Source organism: Pseudoflavonifractor intestinihominis, from assembly GCF_040096055.1.
Taxonomy (GTDB): Bacteria; Bacillota; Clostridia; order Oscillospirales; family Oscillospiraceae; genus Pseudoflavonifractor; species Pseudoflavonifractor intestinihominis.
The window spans coordinates 1-24,373 of the sequence record NZ_JBBMFK010000039.1 but is presented as its reverse complement, the minus strand read 5'-3'; the positions used below and the strand labels follow the sequence as shown (position 1 = coordinate 24,373).

17 protein-coding genes and 1 pseudogene are annotated in these 24,373 nt (G+C 57.6%); 4 read left to right on the top strand and 14 right to left on the bottom strand.

The features are described from left to right. The 5 genes from WMO64_RS16155 to WMO64_RS16135 all read right to left on the bottom strand — a co-directional run. A partial coding sequence (locus WMO64_RS16155; protein WP_349232645.1) for a glycoside hydrolase family 3 protein occupies positions 1-1,394 on the bottom strand: 1,394 nt, incomplete at its 3' end. A gap of 96 nt (positions 1,395-1,490) precedes the next feature. Further along, complete coding sequence (locus tag WMO64_RS16150; protein WP_320853759.1) at positions 1,491-2,627, bottom strand: hypothetical protein; 1,137 nt, start codon at positions 2,625-2,627, stop codon at positions 1,491-1,493. A gap of 64 nt (positions 2,628-2,691) precedes the next feature. Continuing rightward, a complete protein-coding gene (locus WMO64_RS16145) occupies positions 2,692-3,096 on the bottom strand; it encodes a hypothetical protein (protein ID WP_006574226.1) in 405 nt (134 codons plus the stop codon). Position 3,097: 1 nt separating this feature from the next. Then, positions 3,098-5,977, bottom strand: coding sequence for a glycoside hydrolase family 3 protein (locus WMO64_RS16140; protein ID WP_349232644.1), 2,880 nt, complete (start codon positions 5,975-5,977; stop codon positions 3,098-3,100). Positions 5,978-6,005: 28 nt separating this feature from the next. Next, the gene (locus WMO64_RS16135; RefSeq protein ID WP_349232643.1) at positions 6,006-6,647 is read right to left on the bottom strand and encodes a surface glycoprotein; all 642 of its coding nucleotides are present in this window, start codon (positions 6,645-6,647) and stop codon (positions 6,006-6,008) included. A gap of 202 nt (positions 6,648-6,849) precedes the next feature. On the opposite strand from WMO64_RS16135, the gene WMO64_RS16130 reads away from it, so the two are divergent. Both WMO64_RS16130 and WMO64_RS16125 read left to right on the top strand, forming a co-directional pair. Next, positions 6,850-7,560 carry a LytR/AlgR family response regulator transcription factor gene (locus tag WMO64_RS16130; protein ID WP_006574223.1) on the top strand — a complete coding sequence of 237 codons (711 nt, stop codon included), beginning with the start codon at positions 6,850-6,852 and terminating at the stop codon, positions 7,558-7,560. A 1-nt stretch (position 7,561) separates the two neighbouring features. Continuing rightward, the gene (locus tag WMO64_RS16125) at positions 7,562-8,953 is read left to right on the top strand and encodes an ATP-binding protein (protein ID WP_349232642.1); all 1,392 of its coding nucleotides are present in this window, start codon (positions 7,562-7,564) and stop codon (positions 8,951-8,953) included. Between the two features lie 16 nt (positions 8,954-8,969). Here WMO64_RS16125 and WMO64_RS16120 read toward each other — a convergent pair whose 3' ends face one another. The 8 genes and pseudogenes from WMO64_RS16120 to WMO64_RS16085 all read right to left on the bottom strand — a co-directional run bounded on the left by WMO64_RS16120 (position 8,970) and on the right by WMO64_RS16085 (position 19,899). Beyond that, on the bottom strand, positions 8,970-10,001 hold the full coding sequence (locus WMO64_RS16120) for an SGNH/GDSL hydrolase family protein (RefSeq protein WP_349232641.1): 1,032 nt from the start codon (positions 9,999-10,001) through the stop codon (positions 8,970-8,972). Between the two features lie 16 nt (positions 10,002-10,017). After that, on the bottom strand, positions 10,018-12,336 hold the full coding sequence (locus tag WMO64_RS16115; protein ID WP_349232640.1) for an alpha-L-rhamnosidase-related protein: 2,319 nt from the start codon (positions 12,334-12,336) through the stop codon (positions 10,018-10,020). A gap of 360 nt (positions 12,337-12,696) precedes the next feature. Beyond that, positions 12,697-12,933, bottom strand: a pseudogene (gene tnpA / locus WMO64_RS16110) (IS200/IS605 family transposase); the annotation flags it as partial. 71 nt (positions 12,934-13,004) lie between these two features. Further along, positions 13,005-13,700 carry an L-ribulose-5-phosphate 4-epimerase gene (locus tag WMO64_RS16105; RefSeq protein ID WP_349232639.1) on the bottom strand — a complete coding sequence of 232 codons (696 nt, stop codon included), beginning with the start codon at positions 13,698-13,700 and terminating at the stop codon, positions 13,005-13,007. 5 nt (positions 13,701-13,705) lie between these two features. Next, positions 13,706-15,187: an L-arabinose isomerase gene (gene araA / locus WMO64_RS16100; RefSeq protein WP_349232638.1), complete on the bottom strand. Its 1,482-nt coding sequence runs from the start codon at positions 15,185-15,187 to the stop codon at positions 13,706-13,708. Positions 15,188-15,202: 15 nt separating this feature from the next. Continuing rightward, positions 15,203-16,801: a xylulokinase gene (locus WMO64_RS16095; protein WP_349232637.1), complete on the bottom strand. Its 1,599-nt coding sequence runs from the start codon at positions 16,799-16,801 to the stop codon at positions 15,203-15,205. A gap of 33 nt (positions 16,802-16,834) precedes the next feature. Continuing rightward, positions 16,835-17,512 (bottom strand): GtrA family protein, encoded by a 678-nt coding sequence (locus WMO64_RS16090; RefSeq protein WP_349232636.1) that lies wholly within the window; start codon positions 17,510-17,512, stop codon positions 16,835-16,837. Next, positions 17,509-19,899 carry a glycoside hydrolase family 2 TIM barrel-domain containing protein gene (locus WMO64_RS16085; RefSeq protein ID WP_349232635.1) on the bottom strand — a complete coding sequence of 797 codons (2,391 nt, stop codon included), beginning with the start codon at positions 19,897-19,899 and terminating at the stop codon, positions 17,509-17,511. Before WMO64_RS16085 ends, WMO64_RS16090 begins: the two co-directional genes overlap by 4 nt. A gap of 345 nt (positions 19,900-20,244) precedes the next feature. Here WMO64_RS16085 and WMO64_RS16080 point away from each other — a divergent pair, with 345 nt between their 5' ends. Together WMO64_RS16080 and WMO64_RS16075 are read left to right on the top strand one after the other, a co-directional pair. After that, positions 20,245-21,309, top strand: coding sequence for a GntR family transcriptional regulator (locus WMO64_RS16080; RefSeq protein WP_006574213.1), 1,065 nt, complete (start codon positions 20,245-20,247; stop codon positions 21,307-21,309). Positions 21,310-22,032: 723 nt separating this feature from the next. Further along, positions 22,033-23,742, top strand: a complete 1,710-nt coding sequence (locus WMO64_RS16075; protein ID WP_349232634.1) for a hypothetical protein — start codon at positions 22,033-22,035, stop codon at positions 23,740-23,742. On the opposite strand, the gene WMO64_RS16070 is transcribed toward WMO64_RS16075, so the two are convergent. Next, positions 23,727-24,233: a recombinase family protein gene (locus WMO64_RS16070; protein WP_349232633.1), complete on the bottom strand. Its 507-nt coding sequence runs from the start codon at positions 24,231-24,233 to the stop codon at positions 23,727-23,729. The genes WMO64_RS16075 and WMO64_RS16070 overlap by 16 nt on opposite strands. Between the last annotated feature and the right edge of the window lie 140 nt (positions 24,234-24,373).

Here is a 24,373-nt window from a genome sequence, read left to right as displayed (position 1 = left end):
TCCTTCTTGTCAAAGCCGCACAGCTCCACCGAGGCCTTCTCCACCCCGTTGTCCTTGTCGTACTGGGTGTACGGGCTTTGGAAGTAGATCTGCACCGTGTGCTTGCCGTCCACCGCCCCGGTGTTGGTCACGTCCACGCCCACCAGGAAGGTGTCCCCCTGGTCCTCCACCGTGAAGTTGGAGTACTCAAAGGTGGTATAGCTCAGGCCGTAGCCGAAGGGAAACGCCACGTCCGCATTGTAGTCATACTCTCCGGCGTTGCCCTGGCCGAGAACATAGTCCTCATACCGGGTCTCATAGTACCGGTAGCCCACGTAGATGCCCTCCTGGTACACCACGTAGTCCTGGTTGCACTTGGCGACGCCGGGATCGGTGTTGTTCTGGGCAGTAGCAGTGTCATATTCCGCGGCATTGGTATAGGCGTAGGCGCCGAAGTTCTGCATGGCCGGCGAGGAGTGGTTGTCCCGCAGGAAGGTGTCCACAAGCCGGCCGGAGGGGTTGACGTTGCCGGCCAGGATATCGGCCACGCCATTGATGCCGGTCATGCCCACGTCGCCGATCCACAGCACTGCGTCAATGCCGTAGTCGTCCACAAAGTCCAACTGGAGACTGTTGGAGGAGTTGAGGAGCACCACGATCTTCTTGAACACGCCCTGCTCCTTCAAGGCCTCCAGATTCTCAAACATCTCCACCTCTTCCTTGCACAGCCGGAGGTAGTCGCCGTCGGTCATATAGGGCTCCAGCTCGGGCAGTCCGCTGGGCAGGTCGGCACCCTCGCCGCCGGAGCGGGCCAGCACCACAAGAGCCACATCGCCGTAGTTGGACCAAGTGGCCTGGAGGGCATCGGAGTACTCGCTCCAGGGCACCTCGTTGATCCGGTACTGAGTCTGATTGCCGCCGGTGGTGTCGGCATTCACCCGCTGATAGCCGCAGGTGGCATAGAACTTCCACTGGTCAGGGTTGACGGAGTCCTCGCCGAACGCCCTGTCCAGGGCGGCCTTGAGAGATACCGCGTCATTGGCGGAAACCTGGCCGGAACCGGTACCGCCGTACAGCAGATTGAAGCTGGACTGAGAAAAGGGGGTGAACTTCGTGCCCTCGGCCAGAGGCAGAGTATTGTCCCGGTTCACCAGGAGAGCAGCTCCCTCCTCCTCGATCTGCTCGCACAGTTCCTTCTCGTAGGCCACCAGGTCCTCTTCGCTCTCGTAATCGCTCCAAAAGTAAATGGTTGCGTTGGGGTCAGGTACAATTTCCTGGGTCTTAGCGTTCAATGCCACGTTGATCGCCGTGGCAAAAGCTGATGTCACGGGAATAGCAATGATGCAGACCACAAGAAGAGCAGCTGTGATCGCGGTCATCACCGCCCACAGCTTACTGCCTTTCTTTCGCTTCATGGAAAACTTCCTTTCTGAACAAGGAGCTCCGGACAGGTCTGTTTGCCCGGAGCTCCCTCTTCGCTGTTAAAATCTTTCAGGGATTAGCGACCACGCTTAGCCTGCCTTGGTGGCGGTGTTGCCGTCGATAGTCCAGGTCTCGCCGCCCATGGCGGACCAGATCTGACCGAAGGCACCCAGTACGTCCTCACCCGGGGCGGTGACTGTCAGGGTGTTTCCATCCAGCACATAAGTAAATCCGTCGCGCTCCATACCATACTCCGGGAACTCGACCTTCATATTGGTGTCATCCAGGAGCACCAGCACCAGGCCGCCGGCATCATAGGAGGCAATGCCCTCGGCCTCAGCCTCGCCGCCCTCGGAACCAGTTGCACCCGCCGCAGGGGCAGAGAGCGCAGTGACATCTTCGCAGACAAAGGTATAGGTAGTGCTGTACCCCTCAGCCATGGAATAGTCATAGGAGAAGGTGGCCTTATTGCCGTCGGCAGTTACATTGACTGCCGCATCGTTGATCGTGACAGTCAGAACGCCGTTCTCCACGTTCCAGGTCCCCTGAGCCACATTGTTGTAACCGGCATAGAGCAGCAGGGTGCCGTCGGGCTGCAGGTAGGCAGTGCCGCCATTCGCCTCATCGGTCAGAGCCGCCACGTTCTCCGGGGCCACAAACTCCGCCTTGAATGCCTGGATAAAGGCGTTGGCATCCTCATAGGTCTTGCCCTCAGTGCCCTCCATGGTCGCAGTACGGGTATAGGACATGCCGGGCACCACGGGGAAAGTCATATCAAAGGAGTACACACCGGCCACATCATAGGCATAGGCGGTCTGACTATTAGACTCATTGCCTGCCTCATCCACATAGGCCAGCTTGATCTGCAGGCAGGCCACGCCGTCCCGCTCGGCCTCTTTCCAGGTGCCGGACATATAGCTGGCGGTGTAGGTGGGGTTGGTAGCGGCATCGGAGTCGTCGTAGTTGTCGAACATATAGCGGTCAGCCACAGCAGTGCCATCCTCGTTCAGGTTCAGCAGGAAGGCTGCGTTGAGCATGGAGGCATTGGCGCTATCCTCCTCATATTTTCCAGTAAACTGATAAGTCTTGGACTCGGTATTGTTTTCCTCCCCGGCTGTGGCGGAGGGAGAAGGCGTCGAGTCAGCGGCATCATTGCCGCAGGCCGCCAAGGTCAGGGCCATGACCAGAGCAAGGCCCAGAGCAAGGAACTTATTCCGTTTCATCATGTTTTCCTCCAAACTTTTTTATTGCCTCCCGGCATCCGACCGGGCTGCGGACATAAGTAATGGCTCAACTGTGGTGGGCCATGAAGGCAGAGATTACGTTGAGCAGTGCCACCACACCGAAAACCACTGAGAAAATAATCGCCAGCACAGGGTCGCCGCCAAAAAATGGCACCCCAGTCAGCACATCGGCCAGGGGATAAGCGGTCTCGACCAGGTGATTGGCCAATGCGACGGAGAAGCAGGCTCCACTCAGAATAGGGGTGAAGGGCAGGCGGAGAAACTCACCACCCGCGGTGATCACAGCGCCCCCAATCATCAGGCCGAAGGTGAGCCAGGAAAACACCCGGTCCACCTCTTCTGCGGCAGTGGCCATATAGACGGCCACATATACCACAGCGCCCACGAGAGCAAGAACAGCCGCGGCCATGCTCAGCCAGAGGCCCGCCTTTGCATTTTTGAACAGGGACATCTCACTTGCCCCCCTTTCTGGACTTCACCTCAGAGAGGATATACAGCACAGCAGTGCCTGCGGCCAGGACGCCCAAAGCCGCATTCAGCCCGATCATTGCGGGCTTCCACCAGGGGGTGAAGTTCTCCACTGCAACTTCCTCGCTCAAGCCGTTCACCAGGTTGGTGCGGCTCATGGTGTAGAAATAGTACTTGGCCAGCTCTCGGACCTTACCCCAGATAAGGCCATCCCGGTCCTTGACCAGCAGGTTCGACACTTCGGGCACGCGGCCGGGGTCGTTGTTGAATTGGGTGGTGCCGGCCTGGATAGCATCGGCGGTGCCCATGTAGCTAGCGGAGTCCTTGGACGAGTCGGTCATATTGATGCCGGTGAAGCCCCACTCCTCCCGCAGGACGGTGGTCATGGTGGCATAGTCGCTGGCGGTAGGCACACAGCCGATGCGGTTGTAGGCAGTCATGGTGCCCAGGCTGTGATCCTTCTGCAGGCCGCCCTCAAATCCCTTCAAGCACACCTCGCGGTAGGTCTGCTCGGTCATAAAGGTGGCCACGCCGTGGCGGTTGGTCTCCTGATCATTGCCGCAGAAGTGCTTGAACATTCCCGCCACGCCCTTCTCCGCCATCGCCTTGGTCTGGATCTCACCGCAGATGTAGCTGAGGATTGCATCTTCGGAGTAGTACTCGAAGTTACGACCGGAGTAGGGGGTACGGTGAATGTTCCCACCAGGGGCGTAGATCTGACGGAAGCCTATCCAGTAGCTCTCCTCACCGAGGTAGTAGCCCCGCAGCCGCAGCATCTCTTTGCTGAAGGTGGAGGCGCAGAGCATCTCCGCATTGAAAAGGGTGCCGCCCTGATGGCCGTCCGGACCGTCGCCGCCGGAATAGGCCGGGAAGTTCACCGCGGGGATGGCATCCATGCTCATCTTGTCGCCGGTAATCTGGGCCAGCTCGGTGGCGCTGAGCTGATCGATGAACTGCTCCCACTTGGGGTCGTCGAAGGGCACGTCCTTCATTTCGATGAAGGAGATGCCGTTATCCTGGTTGTAGTTATAGGTGGAGATATCGGGGGCATCCGCCGGCTTTTCGTACTGGAAGTTCTCCATCAGGTCCTGGATCTCCGGCGTGGCGGTCAGCGTAACCACCGTGTCGGGGAAGGTATTCCAGTCCGCGCGGGTCATATAGGTCACCGTGCCGGGGATGAAGTAGTTGATATCCCGGTCCTCAAACAGATTGGAGACCACCACGCCGGTATAGGGAGAGACGGCATAGGTGGTGTTGTCCAGACTGTCCAAGGTGTCTTTGCACGCCTTTGCCGCATCACCGTCCACCGGATTGCCTTCGGCGTCGAACATACCGGTCACGCCCCGGGCCGCCAGGACGTTGTTCAGGGCGTCATGAGCGTCGTCGCCGATGGCGAAGTAATAGTCGCCTGCGTCAAAGACGTAACAGCCGGTCTTGGTGCTGTCCGCGCCGTTGACCGCATTCTGGTCGTAGGTGGCAAAGATGTAATCGGAAAACTCCAGGGTCACTGTCTCGCTCTCGCCTGCGGCCAGGTCGCCGGTCTTGGCGAAGTCCACCAGCTGGATAGCGCTCTTTTCGGCCTGTCCGGTCTCCCAGGGCAGCTGGACATAGAGCTGGACCACATCCTTGCTCACGCCGCTGTAAGTAGGCGATCCGTTGTTCGTGACCTTTACCTCCGCCGTGACGGTGTGAGAGGACTTATCCCAGTTCACACTCAGCAACTCCTGGGTAAAGTCGGCATAGGATATGCCTGCACCGAACGTAAAGACCATCTCGTCGGCATAGTCCCAGCTGCCGTTCTCGCTGGCATAGACACCCTTGGCGCCGGCGGCATTGTTGATCCCAAGCACCTGATCCTGATAGCGGGTCTCATAGTACTTATAGCCCACATAGATGCCCTCGGCGTACACCAGGTACTTGTTCTTATACAGGCCGGTCAGGTTGTCAAAGGTGAAGTCGCCAGCGTTCTGCATGGCGGCGGAGCTGAGAGAGTCGGTGGCGTAGGTGATCACGTTGCGGCCGGAGGGGTCGGCCTGGCCCAGAAGGGCCTGGGCCACGCCGGTCATGCCGTAGTTGCCCGGATAGCCAACCCACAGGCAGGCATCCACACCATAGTCGCCCAGCCAGCCCAGGTCCATGGCATAGCCGGAGTTAATCACCACGATAATCTTGTCGAAGGCACCGGAATCCCGGATCATGTTGAGCGTGTCAATCTCCTCCTGATGGAGGCTCAGCTCGGGCACGCCAACCGGGCCCTCCTGCCAGTCGCCCTGAAGGCCATGGTTCAGGTCGCCCTCTTCGCCTCCGAAACGGCTCATGACATAGATGGCCGCATCGCCGTAGCTGCTGAAGGAGCTTTCCGTTCCGGCATAGGCACTGGCCGGGATCTCGCCGATCAGGCCGGTCTTGGTCCGGTTGCCGCCGGCAGCCACGATGGCGTCGTAAACCGTCTGGTTGACCTGGGCGCCCTCCTCTTTCAACGCGTCAAAGAGGTTAATACCGGTATTGGGAGGACCGCCAGAGCCGCCGTGGTATACCGGAGTAGCCGCAGCGTAGCCGAACAGAGTCACGCTGGCGCCGGCGGCCAGGGGCAGGGCATTGTTTTCGTTGCGCAGCAGCACGCTGCCCTCGATCTGGCTCTGGATGAGATAGTCCTTCTGGTCCGCGCGCATCTCCTCCATAGTGGCGTAATCCGACTTGTAATAAGTAGTGTCGTCGGTGGCCTGAATGGTGGGCGGCGTGGTGCCCAGGAAGAGGTTGATGTCACCCTCGCGGGTGAAGGCCAGGCTCTGGCCAAACATGGTCAGGGAAAACACCAGTACCATGGTGGCGCAGAGACCCCGCCAGAGATTTTTCTTTTTCATGCCAAGCCTTCCTCCTCAATACCCAGGATTAACCCTGGACGAGGAAGCCAGGCGTGAAATCAAAGGACGCAGTCTTGGTGTTGAGCTGCACCGTAGTCTCAGGATAGGCAACGCTCTCCAGGTACTGCTCGGCAGTCCAGGGCGTGGCATTAGGATCGGCGACCGCGGCGCCTGTGCTGGGATCAATCTGAGCAGGAATCACGGCCTTGCCCATATCATCATTCCAGTTGTCGGTGTCCAGCCAGTAGGTCTGATCGTAGCTGCTCACCACGCGGGTGGGGGTGGAGAGCGTCACGTCCAGCAGATCCTCGTCCAGGTCGTTGACCTGGGAGGTATAGGTGCCGTAGAACTTGGTGATGTAATTGGTACGCTCGTTGCCCTTGGCGTCGTTGGTGCTCTCGGCCAGCTCCAGGGCGGAGAAGCAGGCACTGGAGAGGATCAGGCAGTAGGTGTTATCATCCATCAGGGTGATCTCCTGCTGGTCAAAGGTGGTCAGGTAGTAGTTGTACTGGGGGCGCATGTTTGAATAGCCGAGCTGGGCCGGGCTGAGGTAGATGCCGGTGACCTTCCCTCCGCCGCTACCGCCGCCGTTGCCGCCGCAGGCGGCAAGGCTCAGGACCATCAGAGCTGCAAGAGCCAGCGCCGTCAGTTTTTTGGCATACTTTTTCATAATTGGTATCCTCCTTTTCTTTTCCCGGGCATCCCGGTTTTCAGTTCACAATTTATTCATTCTCAACATAGTTTTCAATGGATACAGCACAACCTTCTTTTCATACCGCACAACCTTACCATTTCCATCTCCCCTTCCTTGACTTTCCTTGTCTATATTGCTATATTATCTAGGAGGGAACAGATAGGAAGGAGGAACAGCCATGCTCGGAATCGCCATCGTAGAAGACGACCGGGAGCAGGCCGCACTCTTGGAGACGCACATCAAGCGCTATGCCGCAGAGCACCAGCTCGTGGTGTCCGTATCTGTTTTCTATGACGCTGTGACCTTTTTGGAGAAATACACCCAGGGCTATCAGATGATCTTTATGGACATTAAAATGCCCATGCTGGACGGGATGGACGCCGCCCGGTTTCTCCGGGAGCGGGACCAAAAAGTCGTCCTGGTCTTTGTCACCACCATGCGACAGTACGCCATTCAGGGCTATGACGTGGATGCCGCCGACTTTATTGTCAAGCCGGTGAACTACCCGGAGTTTGCTTTGAAATTTACCCGCCTGCTGGGAAAAGTGGAACGGCCGGAGGCCGTCTCGCCGGACGTGTTCATCAAAACCGAGAACAGCTTTGTCCGGCTTGCCCCCAGCGATATTTTTTATGTGGAGGTCAAGGGTCATTACTGCGTGTACCACACTGCCAGTGGAGAGTACCGCCGTTATCAGGCCCTCAAAAACGCGGAGGCATCCCTCTCCTCCCGCTCTTTTGCCCGGTGCAACAATTTTCTTCTGGTCAATCTGGAGCACGTCTCCAGAATCGACGGAATGAGTGTGTTCGTGGAGGGGGAGGAACTGCAGATCAGCCACCCAAAGCGCAAGGCGTTTGTGGAAGCATTCAGTCAATTCATGGAGAGGTTGTAACATGACTGTTATCTTGTCCGTCCTCTCTACTGCGCTTGGCACATATACTTTTCAGTTCTTCAGTCTCCTCTTCACCTTTTTGCAGTGCGCCGTCTGTATCGTCTTTTTCACCCCTGGTCTGACCCGGCGTGAGTTTTTTCTCCCCCGCGTCCTCATTGCCCTGCTGGAGGGGATGGCGCTGTGCTACCTGCTGTCCATTCTCTACACTGAGGTGGAGACCCTTTTGGTCCGGGTGCTGTGCTACCTCGCCGTCACGCTGCTCAATTTCGGTGCTCTGCTCTTCTGCTGGAAGGATGAGCTCTCCGACCTGCTGCTGACCTTCTGCTGCGGCATGGCGACCTACCAGCTGACCGGCAAGCTCTACCCCCTCATCCAAAACCTGCTCGGCATCAACGACAAGGAGACCATCTCTTTTTTTCACGCCGGCTCAGGAGGGATGACGAACTGGGATTGGCTTTTGTTCTTCGTATTCCATCTGGGGATGTATCTTTTGCTCTCCTTTCTCTTCCGGCCTAAGAACCACCTCTCCCACGGCCGGTATGTCTCCTGGGGCGTGGGCGGGATATCGGTCTTTACCGTGCTCACGATCAATGTCCTCATCTGCGTCTCCCGGGTCTATGAGCAGGAGAGCTGGGTGCTCAACATCGTGGTCAAGGTGTTCTGCGTCGCGTTTGGCCTGGCTGTTCTCTTCATCTGCTCCGGCCTGCTCTCTCTGAGCGAAAAGGACCAGCAGCTGGAGGTGCTGCACCACCTGTGGAGGCAGGACAAGATCCAGTTTGAGTCCATTCGGGACAATATGGATGTCATCAATATGAAGTGCCACGACCTCAAGCACATTCTGGACAAAATCGAGGGCAAGCTCACCTCAGAGGAGATCAGCTCCCTGCGGGAGGCTATCCAGTTCTACGACGCCAATATCAAGACCGGCAATGAGGTTCTGGACGTGGTCCTGTGTGAGAAGGCCATGACCTGTCAAAAAAACGGCATCACCTTTTCCTGCCTGGCCGACGGCACAAAGCTGACCTTTCTCACCCCCGTCCAGACCTATACGCTCTTCGGAAACATCATTGACAATGCCATTGAGGCCGTCAAGCAGCTCTCCTCTCCGGAAGACAAGATTATTTCCCTCATCTGCCGGGAGACTTCCCAGGGGCTGGAAATTGAAGAGTCCAACTATTTCAGCGGCGAGCTGCAGCTCGCCGGCGGCTTGCCCGTTACAGGCAAGGAGGACCGCTCCCACCACGGGTTCGGCACCAAGAGCATCCGGTACATCGCCGAACAGTATGGGGGCGCTCTGGATATTCACATTCTGGATAACATGTTTTTCCTCAAGGTGCGTTTTCCCTTTAACAGCCGCACCTCCTGCAGGTCAGAAAGAGCCGCCCGGCCATAGCCGAGCGGCTCTCTTTTTACCCTGCGGCTTCCAGCAGGGCCTCCTCAAATTTGGGCAGCCACCACTCCCGGTAGCCCGCCTTTGTCGGATGGATGCTGTCGGACATATAGAGGTCCCGCTCCTCGTCGGTCAGGTCGTTAAACGCCTCATCCCGATATAGGTCGATGATCCCCACGTCCCACTTGGCAGCAATCTGTTCCAGGGCGTCCACCATGGTCCCGTAGTTCTCATCCCCCATGGGAGGATTCGTGTAGAAGTAAATGGGGCAATCCCAGGTCTCCCGGACTGTGGCGATGATATACTCCATGGCTCCGAAGGTGGTCGTCCGGTCAAATGCGGAGGCGTCGCGCACATCGTCCCCGGTCACCGTCCCGAAGTGGTCCGGAAAGCCCTTGTCATTGGTGGACAGCTGGCAGACAAAGGCGTCGACCTGCTCCGCCCGGTCCGGTGAGGCCAGATAAGCGTCCAGCCGCTCCACATAGCTCTCCCCGTTCACATCGGCCAGGGTCGTCCCGGACACCGCCTCCTTGATGCACACCGCGCCGTACTTCTTTGCTATGAAGTCGGACATGGATTCCCCTCCCGCGCTGGCCCCGACCGTGACCGAGGAACCCAGCCAGTAGATCGTCTTTCCCCGCAGGGCGCTGTCCGCCAGCTCTTCTGTGTTGGCGACGGAATATTCATCCCGGTTGCCGATGAGGGTGACGTTGATCTTCTGCTCCGCTGTCTTTCCGCCGTACACGAATTTGGCGTACAGGCTGGTGCGGGTCAGGGGATCGTCCACAATGATGCCCTCATAGGGGACGTCCTCCAGCACACTGCCATCGCGCAGCTGTGCCTGAATGACAACCCCTGTGGGGTCAAAGGTCTCTCCCTCTTCGTAGTCCAGCCTCTCCGGCGGCTGGACGATGCTCAGCTGCCAGACCTCCTTCTCCCCGTCGGCGGGCTGTGCATCGCCGGCGGCGGTGGGCTGGGCGTCCCGGGTTTCTCCGCAGGCGGCGAGCAGCAGCATCAGGCCCGCCAGCAGCGGCAGCATCCATTTCTTCATAAAGTTCGTTCTCCTTTCACCGGACCGTGATGACGTACTGTCCCGTCTGGGAGAAGGTCACCCGGTTCCCATCCACAGCGGCGTCTCCCCCGGTCACCGTAATGCTGCTGCCCATCTGCTCCGGGATAACCACAGTACCCTTGGCATCAATGGCCGTCACGGTGAGTACACGGGCCCCATCTGCGGTCTCCAGGCTGGCCTTCAGCTCTCCCTTGGGCGTCCAGACAGAACAGGTAAAGTGATCCAGGTCGCCGGAGGGGGCAATCTCATAGCGTTCAAAGCCGGCCTCTGTGGCACGGATGCCCGCCACATACTTGGACAGGATGTACAGCGGCGCGGCGGTCCAGCCGTGGTTGACCGTGCCCGTATCGTCGTTGAACTGCTCCCACAGGGTGTCATATTCGTCGTGGAGCATGGGGTCGTACCGCTCCAGCATCCGCTGAAGCGCCAGGTCGGTCCTGCCCATAATGCACAGTGCCTCAAGCACATACTTCTCCATGAACGGGCTGGCCTCATAGGTGCTCATGATAACCTGGGTTATGAGCTCGTAATCGCGCTCCTCCGCCAAGCCTGACAGCGCCAGCATGGCGTTGGCCCGCTCGTCGATATAACTGCTCTCTGGGCTCCGGAAACCCGCTTGCGTATAATAGGCATCGTGATAGGCCGCCTTCATGGCATCCATCCGCTCTGTAAGGAACTCCACGCCCTCCGTGATGCCCAGTTCCTCCGCCAGCTGGCGGGTGACATTCATGGCGTAGTAGTAAACTCCGGCCTGGAGCAGCTCCCGGTCGATGCACTCGCCCCAGTCGTCCCACGTCCAGGATCCGTCCCGGTAGACTGGCAGGCCGTCCTTCATCTCAAAGAGCTGAAGGTAGTTCAAAAACGCCTTGCAGTAAGCGGTCATGGTTTCCGTGTCTCCGGAGTGGAGCCAGTAGTGGTAGGCGCTGGTCATAAAGATCAGACTCTGGTTAGGAATCTCCTGGGGTTTGACGCTGGGCGCACGGCTGGGGATGGCCCCGCTTTGCGTGGTCCACGCCACGCAGGCCAGGATCGCCTTTTTGGTCAGGTCCAGCCCCGCCTGATCATAGCTGTAAAGGGCGGCGTCGATCTCATTGGACGCGTCTCCCATGTAGGGGCCCCGCTCCCGTTCCGGGCAGTCCATGTAGGTATCCCGCATGCAGATGGTGATGGTGTTGAGAGCCTCCTGCCACAGCTGGTCCAGGTCGTCGTTGGAAGAGGAGAAAGAGCCGGCCCACGTGCCGTTGAACCCACTCCTCCGGTAGCCCAGGCGGGTGAAGGTCACACCTGCCTCTGCCTCGATGATGAGCTTGCTGCCGCTGCGCCAGGGGTAGTTTTCATAGTACCGCTCCCCCTCAGCCGTGATATAGGTATCCTTAAAGTTCGCAAGTCCCTGCCGGTCTGTATAGGTGTCAGTGTAAAACGTCACCTTTTTCCCCGCCGGGGCCTCCAGGGCAAAGCAGGCGGTGAACTGGATGTTTCCCGGCAGGTCCAGCACCAGGATCGTGTCCTCGTCCAGGGTCTTGCCCACATAATCGGCGGCGTTGGCAAAGTCCTCTATCTCACCGAAGGCGGGAGGTACGATCATAGCGGAGTACAGGCCGCCGAAGGGCAGATCCCCGGCTTTTGAGATGAGAGATGCGTTCTCCCAGGTACTGTCGTCGTAGTCCGGCGCGTAGAACTCCCCCAAATCCTCCCGGGCATCAAAATAGACGTTCCGTTCCGCCAGCATGGAGGACTGAGTATAGTTGGGATAGTCCGCGCCGGCGGTAACCCTGTTTTTGTAAGCAGTATGCCTGGCTGCTTTCCAGGTCTGGTCGGTTGCGATGACCGTCCCGTCCACCTCCATCTCAAAGATTAGTCCCGCCTGAGGGTATTCGTCCCCTTCCTCGTCAGTGATGATAGGCACGATGGAGCCGTCTCCAGAGCGGCCGTTAAAGGCTACTAGCAGGGCGATGACATTCTCCCCTTGCCGGAGATTGGGAATCTCCACCGTGTCATAATAGCTGTCATAAGGAGTGGGTCCCCGCTTCACGGACCCATCCAAAACCACCATCTCCCCGTTGACCCAGAGCACATACTTGTCCACTGCGGAAATATAGGCAGTGGCAGACTCCACAGCTTTTTCCAGAGAAAAGGTCTTTCGGAAGGCCACATAGCTGTCCTCTGAACAGCCCTCAGTCCAGATCCACTGCGCTGTCCAGTCCGTCTTCTTATACTCATCAATGGCGTCCAGATACATCAGGTCAGAGCGGTCCGGCGTTCCCTGGTCGGGAGCGACCTCATTTGCCGCATCAGGGCTCGCTGTAGACGTCACATCGGCTCTCCCTCCGGTGCAACTCGCCAGCAGCGGGAGCAGAAGTACCCCGCACAGCAGCAGGCTGCATGTCCTAGTGAGCAGTTTGATATTCATTCTACCATCCCCTTGTATAAAAATAGCGCTCACTTCATCCCTTATAATTATAAGAATTCACAAAAATCTGGGAACCACATTCGCACAAGCTTGCCTCCAAACCGCATAACCTGCAGATAACCCACAAGTCCATCTCTTGTGCAGTTTACAAGCAGAATGTAATTATATTCCAATTGTATTTTTTCATTTGCCCGTTAATTGAATCAACTCAAAACTCGTATACAGTAATGGTACAAAACCGCGCTTGTACGGATTACCAGGAATTCACTTCCAAAATCTGTCTTCTGCTAACTGATACTTGATATACTCTGCAATCCGTTCCGCATTTTTCCCTGCCGTATCCACATAATAGCCCCGGCACCAAAATTCTCTGCTCCGGTATTTATACTTCAGTTCTCCACATTGTTCATACAGCATCGCACCGCTCTTCCCCTTCAGGTATCTCATAAATCCAGACACAGACACCTTCGGTAGAATCTCTGCCAGAATATGAACGTGGTTTTCTTTATACAAAAAGCCAGCGTCCGGCAGATCGTTACCGGACGCTGGCCTTATTTTTTTATGTATAGCCGTTATCTCTGGCCATAGTAGGCATTGGGACCGTGTTTGCGGAGAAAATGCTTATCCAGCATGGCCTGAGGTGCCGCATGCGCGGAAGGGCGCACTTGCCGGGTAAGGGTGGCCATGTGGGCCACCTCCTCCAGCACCACGCTGTGATATACCGCCTGTGCCGGGCTGTTTCCCCAGGTAAAGGGACCGTGTCCGGCGCATATGACTCCAGGGATGTGAGCGGGATTGATGTTCCGCTTCTGGAAGGTCTCCACAATCACCCGGCCTGTGTTCTCCTCGTAATCCCCATCAATCTCAGCCTGGGTCAAGCATCGGGTGCAGGGGATGGGGCCATAGAAATAGTCGGCGTGGGTGGTGCCGTAGCATGGAATATCCTCCCCCGCCTGGGCCCAGGCCACGGCGTTGGGACTGTGGGTATGAACTACACCACCTAAAGTGGGGAATGCCTTGTAGAGAATCAGGTGGGTGGCGGTATCGCTGGAAGGGTTCAGGTCTCCCTCCACCCGGTTTCCGTCCAGGTCCACCACAACCAGGTCCTCCGGCTTCAGAGCGTCATAATCCACGCCCGAGGGCTTGATGACCACCAGGCCCCGGTCCCGGTCGATACCGGACACATTGCCCCAGGTATAGGTCACCAGGCCACGGCGTGGCAGCTCCAGATTGGCCGCCCATACGGCCTGCCGCAGTTCTTCCAGCATGCTGCTCACCGCCCTCTCAGCTTCCAGGCCAGGTCGGAGAGGAAGAGGTCGTGCTCCAGCTTCTCCAGCGTGGTGTCCTCAGTGATGTGGACAAACTCAATGTCCATCATCCGTGCCCAGTCCCTCATCTGTTCGGCGGTAACGTCGTAGCTGAGGACCGTATGGTGGGCGCCGCCTGCGGTGATCCAGCACTCCACGCCGGTGGTCAGGTCGGGGAGAGGCTGCCACATCACCCGGGCCACCGGCAGGTTGGGCATGGGGAAGATGGGCTTGACGCAGCGGATATCCTGGCAGATGAGCCGGAAACGGCCGCCCATGTCCACCAGACTGACTACAATGGCCTCTCCCTCGTGGCCCTCAAACACCAGCCGCGCAGGAGCTTCCCGGTCGCCGATGCCCAAAGGATGGACCTCAATGCGGGGCCGTTCCGCCGCCACCGAGGGACATACCTCCAGCATATGGGCACCCAGGCTGTACTGGTTGCCCGGCTCCAGATGGTAGGTGTAGTCCTCCATAAAGGCGGTGCCGCCGGTCTGTCCCTCGCTCATGGCCTTCAGAATGGCAGTCATGGCCGCCACCTTCCAGTCTCCCTCGCCGCCGTACCCGTAGCCCTGTGCCATCAGGTGCTGGGTGGCCAGGCCGGGCAGCTGGCGCATGCCGTACAGGTCCTGGAAGGTGTTAGCGAAGGCCATGCAGCCCTCACCGTCCAGCATAGCCTTCATGGCCAGCTCCTCACGGGCCTGATAGCGGATTGTCTCCAGGTCATCGGGGTTCAGGTCATAATTCTGCCGGTACTCCTCTACCAGAGCATCAATCTGTTCTTCCGCGACGGCCTCCATGGCCTCCACCAGCTGGCCAACCGGCCAGGTGTTCACCTGCCAGCCCAGCTTGATCTGGGCCTCCACCTTGTCGCCCTCGGTGACGGCTACCTCACGCATGTTGTCGCCGAAACGCATCACCTTCAGTGAGCGGGAGAAGGCCACGCCCACGGCGGCGCGCATCCAGTCCCCCAGGCGGCGCTGGACGGCCTCGTCCTGCCAGTAGCCGGCGATGACCTTCCGGGGCAGGCGGAGCCGGGCGCCCAGAAAACCGTGCTCCCGGTCCCCATGGGCGGCCTGGTTCAGGTTCATAAAGTCCATATCGATCTCTTCATTGGGAATATCCCGGTTGTACTGGGTAGCCAGGTGGCAGTAGGGCTTGCGCAGGTCGGCCAGCCCGTTGATCCACATCTTGGAGGGGCTGAAGGTGTGGCACCAGGCCACAATACCGGCACAGCGGGGGTCGTGGTTGGCCTCCCGCACCAGGTCGGTGATCTCGCCGCAGGTCTTGGCTGTGACCTTATAGATCAGCGGGCAGGGCAGGCTGCCGGAGGCGTTGAGGGCGGCGGCCATCTCGGCTGCCCGGGCGGCAACTGTCTCCAGCACCTCCTCGCCGTAGAGGAACTGACTTCCCACCACGAACCAGAATTCATAATCATGCATGCTCATGGCAATTGACTCCTTTTATAATGCGTTTACAGCGGTCCGTTCCACCGCCAGCGCGGCACGGTACCCGTCCAGGAAGGCGGCAAAGCCTGCCCGGTCCTTGGGGTTGGGCGACAGGCAGTTTTCACGGACATTGGAGAACACCCGCCGGGACAGATAGTCCGTCAGGGACTCACCGGGTGCTCTGTTTACCGCGTAGGCGGCCAGCAGTGCCATGCCCCAGGGTCCTCCCTCCCCCGCCGTGTCCATCACCGCTACCGGCACGTCCAGCGCGGAGGCCATCAGACGCTGGGCCACGCCCTCCACCTTGAAAAGGCCGCCGTGGCCGGTAAGCCGGTCCAGGGCCACCTGCTCCGGGCCGGTGAGAATGTCCATGCCCAGCTTCAGGGTGGCCATGGCGGCGTACAGGTGGGCACGCATCAGGTTGGCCAGGGTCAGACGGCTGTCCGGGCGGCGCACCAGCAGGGGGCGTCCGCCAGACAGGCCGGTCACCGGCTCGCCGGAATAGTAGTTGCAGGCAATCAGGCCGCCGCAGTCCGGTTCACCCTCCAGGGCCTCGCGGTAGAGCAGGGTATAGAGCGCCGTGGTATCCAGCTCAGCACCGGCGGCAGCCGCCGCCTCACCCATCACATGGACCCAGGCGTCCAGGTCGGGAGTGCAGGTGTTGCAGTGGACCATGGCTGCCGGGGCTCCCGCCGGAGTGGCTACCATATCAATTTCCGGGTATACCCTGGACAGCGGCCGCTCCAGCACTGCCATGGCAAATACCGAGGTGCCTGCGGACACATTGCCCGTCCTGGGGGCCACGCTGTTGGTGGCCACCATACCGGTCCCCGCGTCTCCTTCAGGCGGGCAGAGTGGGACACCGGGCTCCAGCGCTCCGGTGGGGTCCAGCAGCCTGGCTCCGCCGGCGGTCAGGCTGCCTGCGGCAGCACCTGCCGGGAGCACCTTGGGCAGCACCTTCCCCAGCGTGAAGCTGTGGCCGTGGGCCCGGAGCAGGCCGTCAAACCGGTCCAGCATGTCCTGGTGGTAATCCCCTGTTTCCGGGTCGATGGGGAACATGCCGGAGGCGTCCCCCACCCCCAGGACCTTCTCTCCGGTGAGCTGCCAGTGGACATAGCCCGCCAGGGTGGTGAGAAAATCCAGCTGTCCCACATGGGACTCGCCGTTGAGCACCGCCTGGTACAGGTGGGCGGCACTCCACCGCTGGGGAATGTTGAAACCCAGACAGTCGGTCAGCTCCTCCGCCGCCTGGGCGGTGTTGGTGTTGCGCCAGGTACGGAAGGCGGCCAGCTGGCGGCCCTCTCTGTCAAAGGGCAGGTATCCGTGCATCATGGCGGATACGCCCAGTGCCCCCGGGCGGCTCAGCGGGACGCCGTACCGTTCTTTGACCTGGGCGGCCATCTCAGCGTAGGCCGTTTGAATGCCCCGCCATACGTCGTCCAGATGGTAGGTCCACAGTCCGTCCTCCAGCCGGCTCTCCCAGCTGTATGCGCCCGACGCCAGCGGGGCGTGGTCCGGGCCGATGAGAATCGCTTTGATACGGGTGGAACCCAATTCAATGCCGAGGGCCGTTCTGCCGTCGAGTACGGTCTGAGCAGTTGTCTCCTGTTCCATAGAAAATGGCTCCTTTGTGCTGACCACTGCCGGTCAGCTCTGGGATTTGCTTTCGGGAAAAATGATTTTCATAATGGGGAAGAATACCCAGAAGGCGATGCAGCACTGGAGGAAAGCGGCCACCAGGCCGCCGAGGCCCTCGCCGATGGTGCTGTAAAGCCAGGGCTGATATACGCCGTACAGGGCATTTGCTCCCACGGTAATGACGCAGAAGGCCAGGAAATACCACATAGCCTGCCAGGCCACGTTGCCGTCGGACTTGAAGGTGACCTTCCGCTGCATGAAGAAGCTCACCACCTGGGAGAGAATCAGGGGGATAAAGGTGGCCAGGAAGTAGGCCAGGCCGCCGTGTGCAAGATAGTCGCCGGTGATACCGTTGAGTGTTGTGTGTACCAGAGTATTCACCGGCCCGGCAGTGAAGTTGAATACATAGTAGGGGTTCAGGCCGGTAATTGTCTCACCCGCCACCGTCACCGTGGTGACAGCCGCCGGGTCCCCGATGGGCCCGAACAGGTGCAGATTCACGTCTACCAGCCCGGTGGCTCCAAAGACGGGCTGGAGCACCGGAATGAGCACCACCTGCACCAGAGTGGCCAGGTTGCCCACCAGGAAATAAGTAATAAACTGGGCAATTTGGGGATGGCTCCGCCACAGCTCCACCAGCTTGCGGATGGGGCCGGACTGGCCCAGCCTTTTTACGCTTCCGCTCACCTGGCGCCCTCCTCTCGGCAGGAAATATGGACCTGGGCGCTGCCGTAGGGACTCTCGGCCCGGAGCACAAGCTCCCCGGGGCCCTTGGGTTTGACAATGGCCAGCGCCTGGCCGTAGTAAGTATCGGTGGTGTCGGTGAGGTAGCCCCGCTCGTTGTAGGGGCAGGCGCTGCCCAGAGCCAGTAGCCTTCCGCCCTCCACCGCCACCCGGATATCTCCACGGGCCAGCGGCTTGAGCAGGCCGTTTTCATCGGTGTAGCGCAGCCGGACATAGCACAGTCCTTCAGCGGATACCCGGGGCTCCTCCGGCTCTGCGGCAAGGCGGGTCTCCTCTCCGGCGCTGGACAGGCTGGTGCGCCCCACTTCGGCGCCGTCGGCGCCGTAGACCACGGCGGTCAGCTCACCCGGCTGCCAGGTAACCCGAAAGACCGCCCTGCTGTCCCGGTCCGGTTTTTTCTCCCCCATGGGTTTGCCGTTAAGGAAAAGGGCAACTTTAGCGCCTCGCGCGTACACCTCTACCCTGGTTTCTTTTCCTTCGCAGCCGTTCCAGGCCCAGCTCTCATAGGTATTGCTCATCCGCCAGGCGGAGGGAGAGTGGGGCTCAAAGGCGTGATCGGCGGGGACCACGCCGATGCGGATGGGAGAGAGCTCAAAGGCCACCTGGGTATAGGCGGTCTGGCCGGTGGAGGCACCGGTCAGGTCCAGCACGCCCGCGCTGGCGGTAATCCAGCCAGGCCCGTGGTCAAAGTCAGGGGCGTAGTCCCGGTACTCCATGGCCCCCAGGCCCACCTCGCCCAGGTAGTCCATGCCGGTCCAGACAAAGTCGCCGATAAGGGCAGGGTGCTTCTTGGCCAGATCCCAGAACCGGGCCGCATCCGCGCAGAAGGTCTCGCTGCCCAGGATGACACGGTCGGGGTACTTCTTCAGGTCGCGCACATAGCGCTTTTCCCCGTAGTTGTATCCGGCAACGTCCAGTTTGGCAAAGGCGTCCCTGGTCTTCACGTCGCTGCCATGGAGAGTGGCGCCGAATTTCATGAACTCAGAGCCAAACAGTCCTGCCAGGTTGTTGAAGAACTCGCTGCCCACCGCCTTCTTTTTGGCCGATGTACCGCCGGAAGGAGCGCTCTTTTCCGCCTTTTTGTCGCTGTATACGCCCAGTCCCAGAGAGCTCAGGAAGTTGAAGAAGATATTGATGCCGCAGGTCACAGGGCGGCTGTCCAGCTGGTGCAGGTACTCGGTCATCTGCCCGGTCAGCTCGATGCCCCGCTTCTGAGCGGTCTCGGACACCTCGTTGCCGATGGAGTACATGACCACGCTGGGGTGATTGAAATCCTTGTCCACCAGGTCCCGCAGGTCATTTTTCCAGTTGTCCGGCATGAGAGAGGCGTAGTCGTACCGGGTCTTGTGGATGTACCACATGTCGGCGTACTCATCCAGCACCAGCATACCCAGCCTGTCGCAGGCGTCCAGCAGAGCCTTGGAGCAGGGATTATGGGCGGAACGGATGGCGTTGTAGCCCGCCTGCTTCAGCAACCGCACCTTCCGCAGCTCAGCGTCCGGAAGCGTAATTGCACCCAGAATACCGTTGTCGTGGTGGACACAGGCGCCCCGGAGGATGACCCGCTCGCCGTTGATGCAGAAGCCGTTTTTGCTGTCGCAGGCGACGGTGCGGATGCCGAAGGTCTCCTCCCGGACATCCTCTCCGAACGCTACACGGCAGGTGTAGCACTTGGGGGTGTCCGGACTCCACAACTCCGCGTCAGGGAGAGGGATGTCCACTGTACCGCCGGGATGGCACTTGCATGCTGCCTGAGCCAGCTCCCGGTCTCCGTCCAGAATAGAGACCTGAGCTGTGCCGGGGCAGATCAGGGAGAGAGCTACGCGGACGGAGGGGCGAACGTGGTGCAGGGTTTGAATCTTCAGGCCGTTAAGCGCGATGTGCTCTTTGGGCAGAACGTGGAGCCACACCGGGCGGTAGATACCCGCGCCGGAGTACCAGCGGGAGTTGGGCTGGTCGGCGTTGCGGGAGATGACCCGGATATGATTCTCACTGTCTGTTCGAAGCAGGCCGTCCAGAGCCACGAAAAAGCCGGTGTAGCCTCCGGGCTGAAAGGCGGCCTTGCTGTCGTTGACAAAGACCTCCGCATCCCGGTATACGCCCTCAAACTCCAGAAACATGGCCCGGTCCGCCCACTCCGCCGGGACGTTGAAGGCCTTCTGGTAGACGTAGTCATAGCCCTCAAACCAGCCAGTGTTGGTCCCGCCGGCGGACTGCGCCGTCCGCGGCTCGGAGAGCATGGCGTCGTGGGGGAGCGTGACAGCGATGGACTTGTCTTCCTCGCCCATGCGGGATACAAACCAGTCGGAGTTAAATGGTAATTTGGGCATCTGTTCACCTTCTTTGGAAAAGCTGGCCAGACTGCTTATCTAGCCATTTCTTCCTTATTTTTTAAGTTCTCCTGTTAAAATTACTTTATCAAAGCACATTAAGTAGCACAACACAAATTTATCCCAATATAACACTTTTTTATTTTTTAAACATACAAATATATATTAGTTCTATTTTTTACATACAAGTAAAAAATAGAACTAATATATTTAAAAAAATATTAAAAAATTGAAATAATTAAACCATAAAATGCAAATTGATAATTTCATTTTGAGTGCTATAATAAAGAAGTTGTATTCTTTTATATAGCCAACCCCTGAAATATTACATTTGAGGAGAAACTTATGGCCTATAAATACCTTCTGCTGGCAGCTCAACTTCAGGAGAAAATCTCTAACGGAACTTTTTTGAATAAGTTACCCACCGAGCAGGAGCTAACACAGCTCTACTCAGTCAGTCGTCAGACGGTACGGCAGGCACTGGATAAGCTGGTGGAATTAGGTATTATCGAGAAGCGGCAGGGTTCTGGGTCCTGGATACTCAAACAGGCACAGATCAGAGGAAGTGATAGAATTGCCATTGTGACCTCCTACGTCAACGACTATATATTTCCCACCGTCCTGCAGGACATCCAAGCAGTAATCAGTCAAAAAAACTACTCCACGCTCCTCTTTTCCACTCAGAATAAAGTGTCGCTTGAACGAGATATCCTTCAGGGACTGCTCCACCAACCAGTAGGTGGGCTGATCGTGGAGGGCTCTAAAACCGCTCTTCCTAACCCTAATTTGGACCTATATGAAAAGATGGATCTGGCCGGCATCCCGGTAGTCTTCATCCACGGAAGCTATAAAGCACTACCGGGGTCTGTGTGTGTATCTGACGACAACTTTGGCGGTGGGTATCAACTGGCACGTCACCTCATCACCCGCGGTCACACAAAAATTGCCGGCATCTTTAAGAGTGACGACATTCAGGGACACCAGCGGTACTTAGGCTATTTGGCAGCCATGCGGGATGCCGGGCTGCCTATCCCGGACGATCGGGTCCTGTGGTACACTACAGAGGAGCGCCACTACCTGCTAGACTACGGCCATAACGACTTGCTCAACCACTTTATCCAGTTCTATCTTAAGGACTGTACCGCGGTCATCTGCTATAACGACGAGATCGCAGATCGGATTATCCGTATGCTTCTGGGCAGTGGCCACAGGGTCCCCGCAGATACTGCAGTAGTCAGTTTTGACAACAGCTATTACAGTGACCTATGCCCAGTGCGCATTACCTCCCTAGCCCATGAAGCCCACCGGTTGGGCAGCATAGCTGCTGAGCTGCTGTTGGAGCGGATGGCAGGTCGGCAGGTTGAGTCCCAGTCAATTACTTGGCGTCTGATCCAGAAAGAAAGCAGCTGAATAATTATGTACGAGTTTCCCATCGAGGGTGCGGACCTGGGCGACTCCCACTCTTACAAGCATACCAGATAGCAGGTTGTAAATAATATTCTGGGATGGGAGCACTTTTGGCCTTATTCGCAATTACTACAAGCCTTGTTTCATCGTTCCGATATTAGAATAATTAAACATCATATTTCGTTTGTTTTTTAGATTTAAAAACATATCCATAACTTTTACCGAGACAAGTCGTTGACAAATCTGTGCAAATATGCTACTCTGTTTCCATAAAAGTCTCTCTTAGGTGAACGCCCGCTAGCTGGTGGGTAACCCACCACGTCTCTCTTTTCCCTTACCCTGGGGAGCGTCTCTCTAATGGAATCCATATGACTGTCATGCTTGCTGCACGGAAGTCATAGGGTTTACCACTAAACCACATAGGTTAAGTCGATCTGCAATCGGCTCAATTTTAGAGTATTTTGACGGCATCATTGCCATCAAAATACTCTTTTTTCATTCAGAGGCCAGGAAGCACCCTAGGCCTATGCTCTATCATTCTCTATACCGCAGCCAGCGGCAGCAGAGAGCCTGTATTCTCTATCACGCACTATGATTCTCGACCTACTCGCTCACCCATCCGCCTTGGGTGCTCGATACCCTGCAGCCAGCAGGGGGCGCAGCACTCGTCACACCAGCCGCGCCTTTCGCATAGGTACGGCATGGGTCAAAATCAGGAGGTACCCCTTGTCCAAAAAAGGAATGGATAAAAAAGTGGTCGAGACCCCATATACTGATATTTATGTCACAGTCAGAACAACTCGCTCTGCAGACGGGAGCACATGCCGTATTGCCGCAATCGCCTCTGATTGCAGAGGCAAAGGATTGCCCGGTGCCAAACAGCGGGTCCAAAAGCTGAATTCAGCTTCCGAGCGTCAGGACATAGAGCGTGCCACAGCATTTGTCATTGCACGGGCATTAGATGCATATATCCAGGCGTATCCCCAACAACAGGCCCCCGCTCTTTCAGAGAATATTGCGGCAGATACGCTTCTAAGCCTGTATCAGCAATTCCACGAAGCCGGGTATCCGGTTCATCCAGATTGGCGCCCAGGCACAAATCATTCCGCCAAATTGGCCTTTAAGCGCACTATACCTCACATCTGTGCTGCCCTAGCTGATGGATGTGATCCCCAAAATCTTGCTGTTGCCATACATGACCGTGTACGAGACGATGTACAGAGCAATGCCAACGCCAGGGATAGGTCCAGCATAGATAAAACCGTACGAAAAAATATGTTGTGGTGCGATGCGGTGCTAAACGCAATGCGGCTTGCGTATCCCGGACGGCCGGAATTGGAGATTCGGCTGAATGTTCCGGACGGCCATGGATTGTCGGTTCTGAGAGAGCAAGCCAAGGCATTACCGCAGAATGTTAGGGAGGCTCTGGCCGAGTACCTGACTGACTGCTGCAGGCTGTACGATGCCAGGCTGGCGCTGACCTCTCCTGACTGCGCCAATCCGGAAGAACTCAGGCATCAGATTCAGATGCTGGAGAAGGTTATATCCGACGAAAACCCCCGCTATGTCCTGGTGATGCTGATGATGTATGATGCCGGTCTGCGCACCTCTGAGGCTGCCGCTGTCACGGGTGACAGTCTGCGTCTCCTGAACTGTGCAGGCCATCACGCCACCTCTTTGGTTCTTGTTCAGTGTCAGGCACGGGATGGCAAACGATGCAGAATTTTAAAGAGCGAGAACGCCTACCGCACGACTGTTCTGTCCCACTGGGGGCACGTGATGGTTCAGAGCGTACTGCGCTATCTGGCAGTCTTTGATTCTCAGTGGCCCCAGCAAGTGACGGATCCAAAGGGGGCGTCCGCATGGATCTTGCAGCGGCTCCGGGTACTTGGTGTCTCCGATTGCTGCCTGAGCAATACAGCCGCATCGCTTATGGCTGCCGGAGAACATGGGCTCTTGGCCAGCGAAGATTTGTCCGCATATATTCTGCGCCGGGATTGCGCCACCCGCTGGGCTTTTCGCTGCGGGCTTTCTCTGGACACCATCGACATTTTGCTTGGGCATGCAAGGTACGGCCGCAAGAGCGGGTGCGTGGAGTACCGCGACACCAGATGGCTGACAGAAATTGCGTATGCGATTGAGCGGTATGTGCATGTGCCTGAGTACAGCGCAGCACCCAAGTATATGCCCTATCTGCTGTCTTGCGGGACGATTGATATCCAAACGCCATACCCCACTTACTGTTATCGCAATACGGGTAGTCAGCCTGTGCAGATCAGCATTGCAATTACTGCACAAGAACCCGGAGAGGCAATCACACTCTGCTGTTCTGGTGCAGTAGTCCACGCCATCCATGCGCAGGATGTGGCAGATGCACCGGACAAGCGTATGGAACGTACAATTTTTACGACTGGAGATAATCACGATGGATCATAAGATAGATGACGGCTGGCATAGTTCGTCAGGCGGTCGGTATGGGTTTCAATGCGCTGTTCGCCCTCTAAGGCGCTCCAGACCCGGATATTGTTTGCAATCAGCCATTCCACGACAAACGGGGTTTCATCAGAAATGCGCCCGATGCGGTCAAACATGAATACCAGCAGAATATCAAACTTGCCCTGCTTGGTGTACTCTTTAATCAACTGCACCTTGTCCCGCCGTGCCGCTCTGACCTTATGGCCGGAAATGCCTTCCTCCTGAAGTTCACAGACCAGCGTCCAGCCCATCCGCTCACAAAATTCCCGGCACCGTACCCGCTGCATGGGAATATCCGGCTCGTTGTCGTCGGTGTGGTAAAGCTGCTTGCCTGTGGAGACACGATACAGGCACAGGACCCGCGTTCCCGGCTCGATATAGTCGGGCAGGTTCAGCCTCCAGCCGGTGAGTTTATCGAAATCATAACTTGGGATAATGCTTGTTTCAGTCATTGCCAATCTATCCTCTCAATGCAGTATGAGATGATGAATCGGCATATCCTAAGTATGTAATTTTCAACGCCTCATGAAATGCCATCACAGCTGAGAATGAAAATATAGTCTGTGCGTTAACCGAAGGATTTGCTAAACTG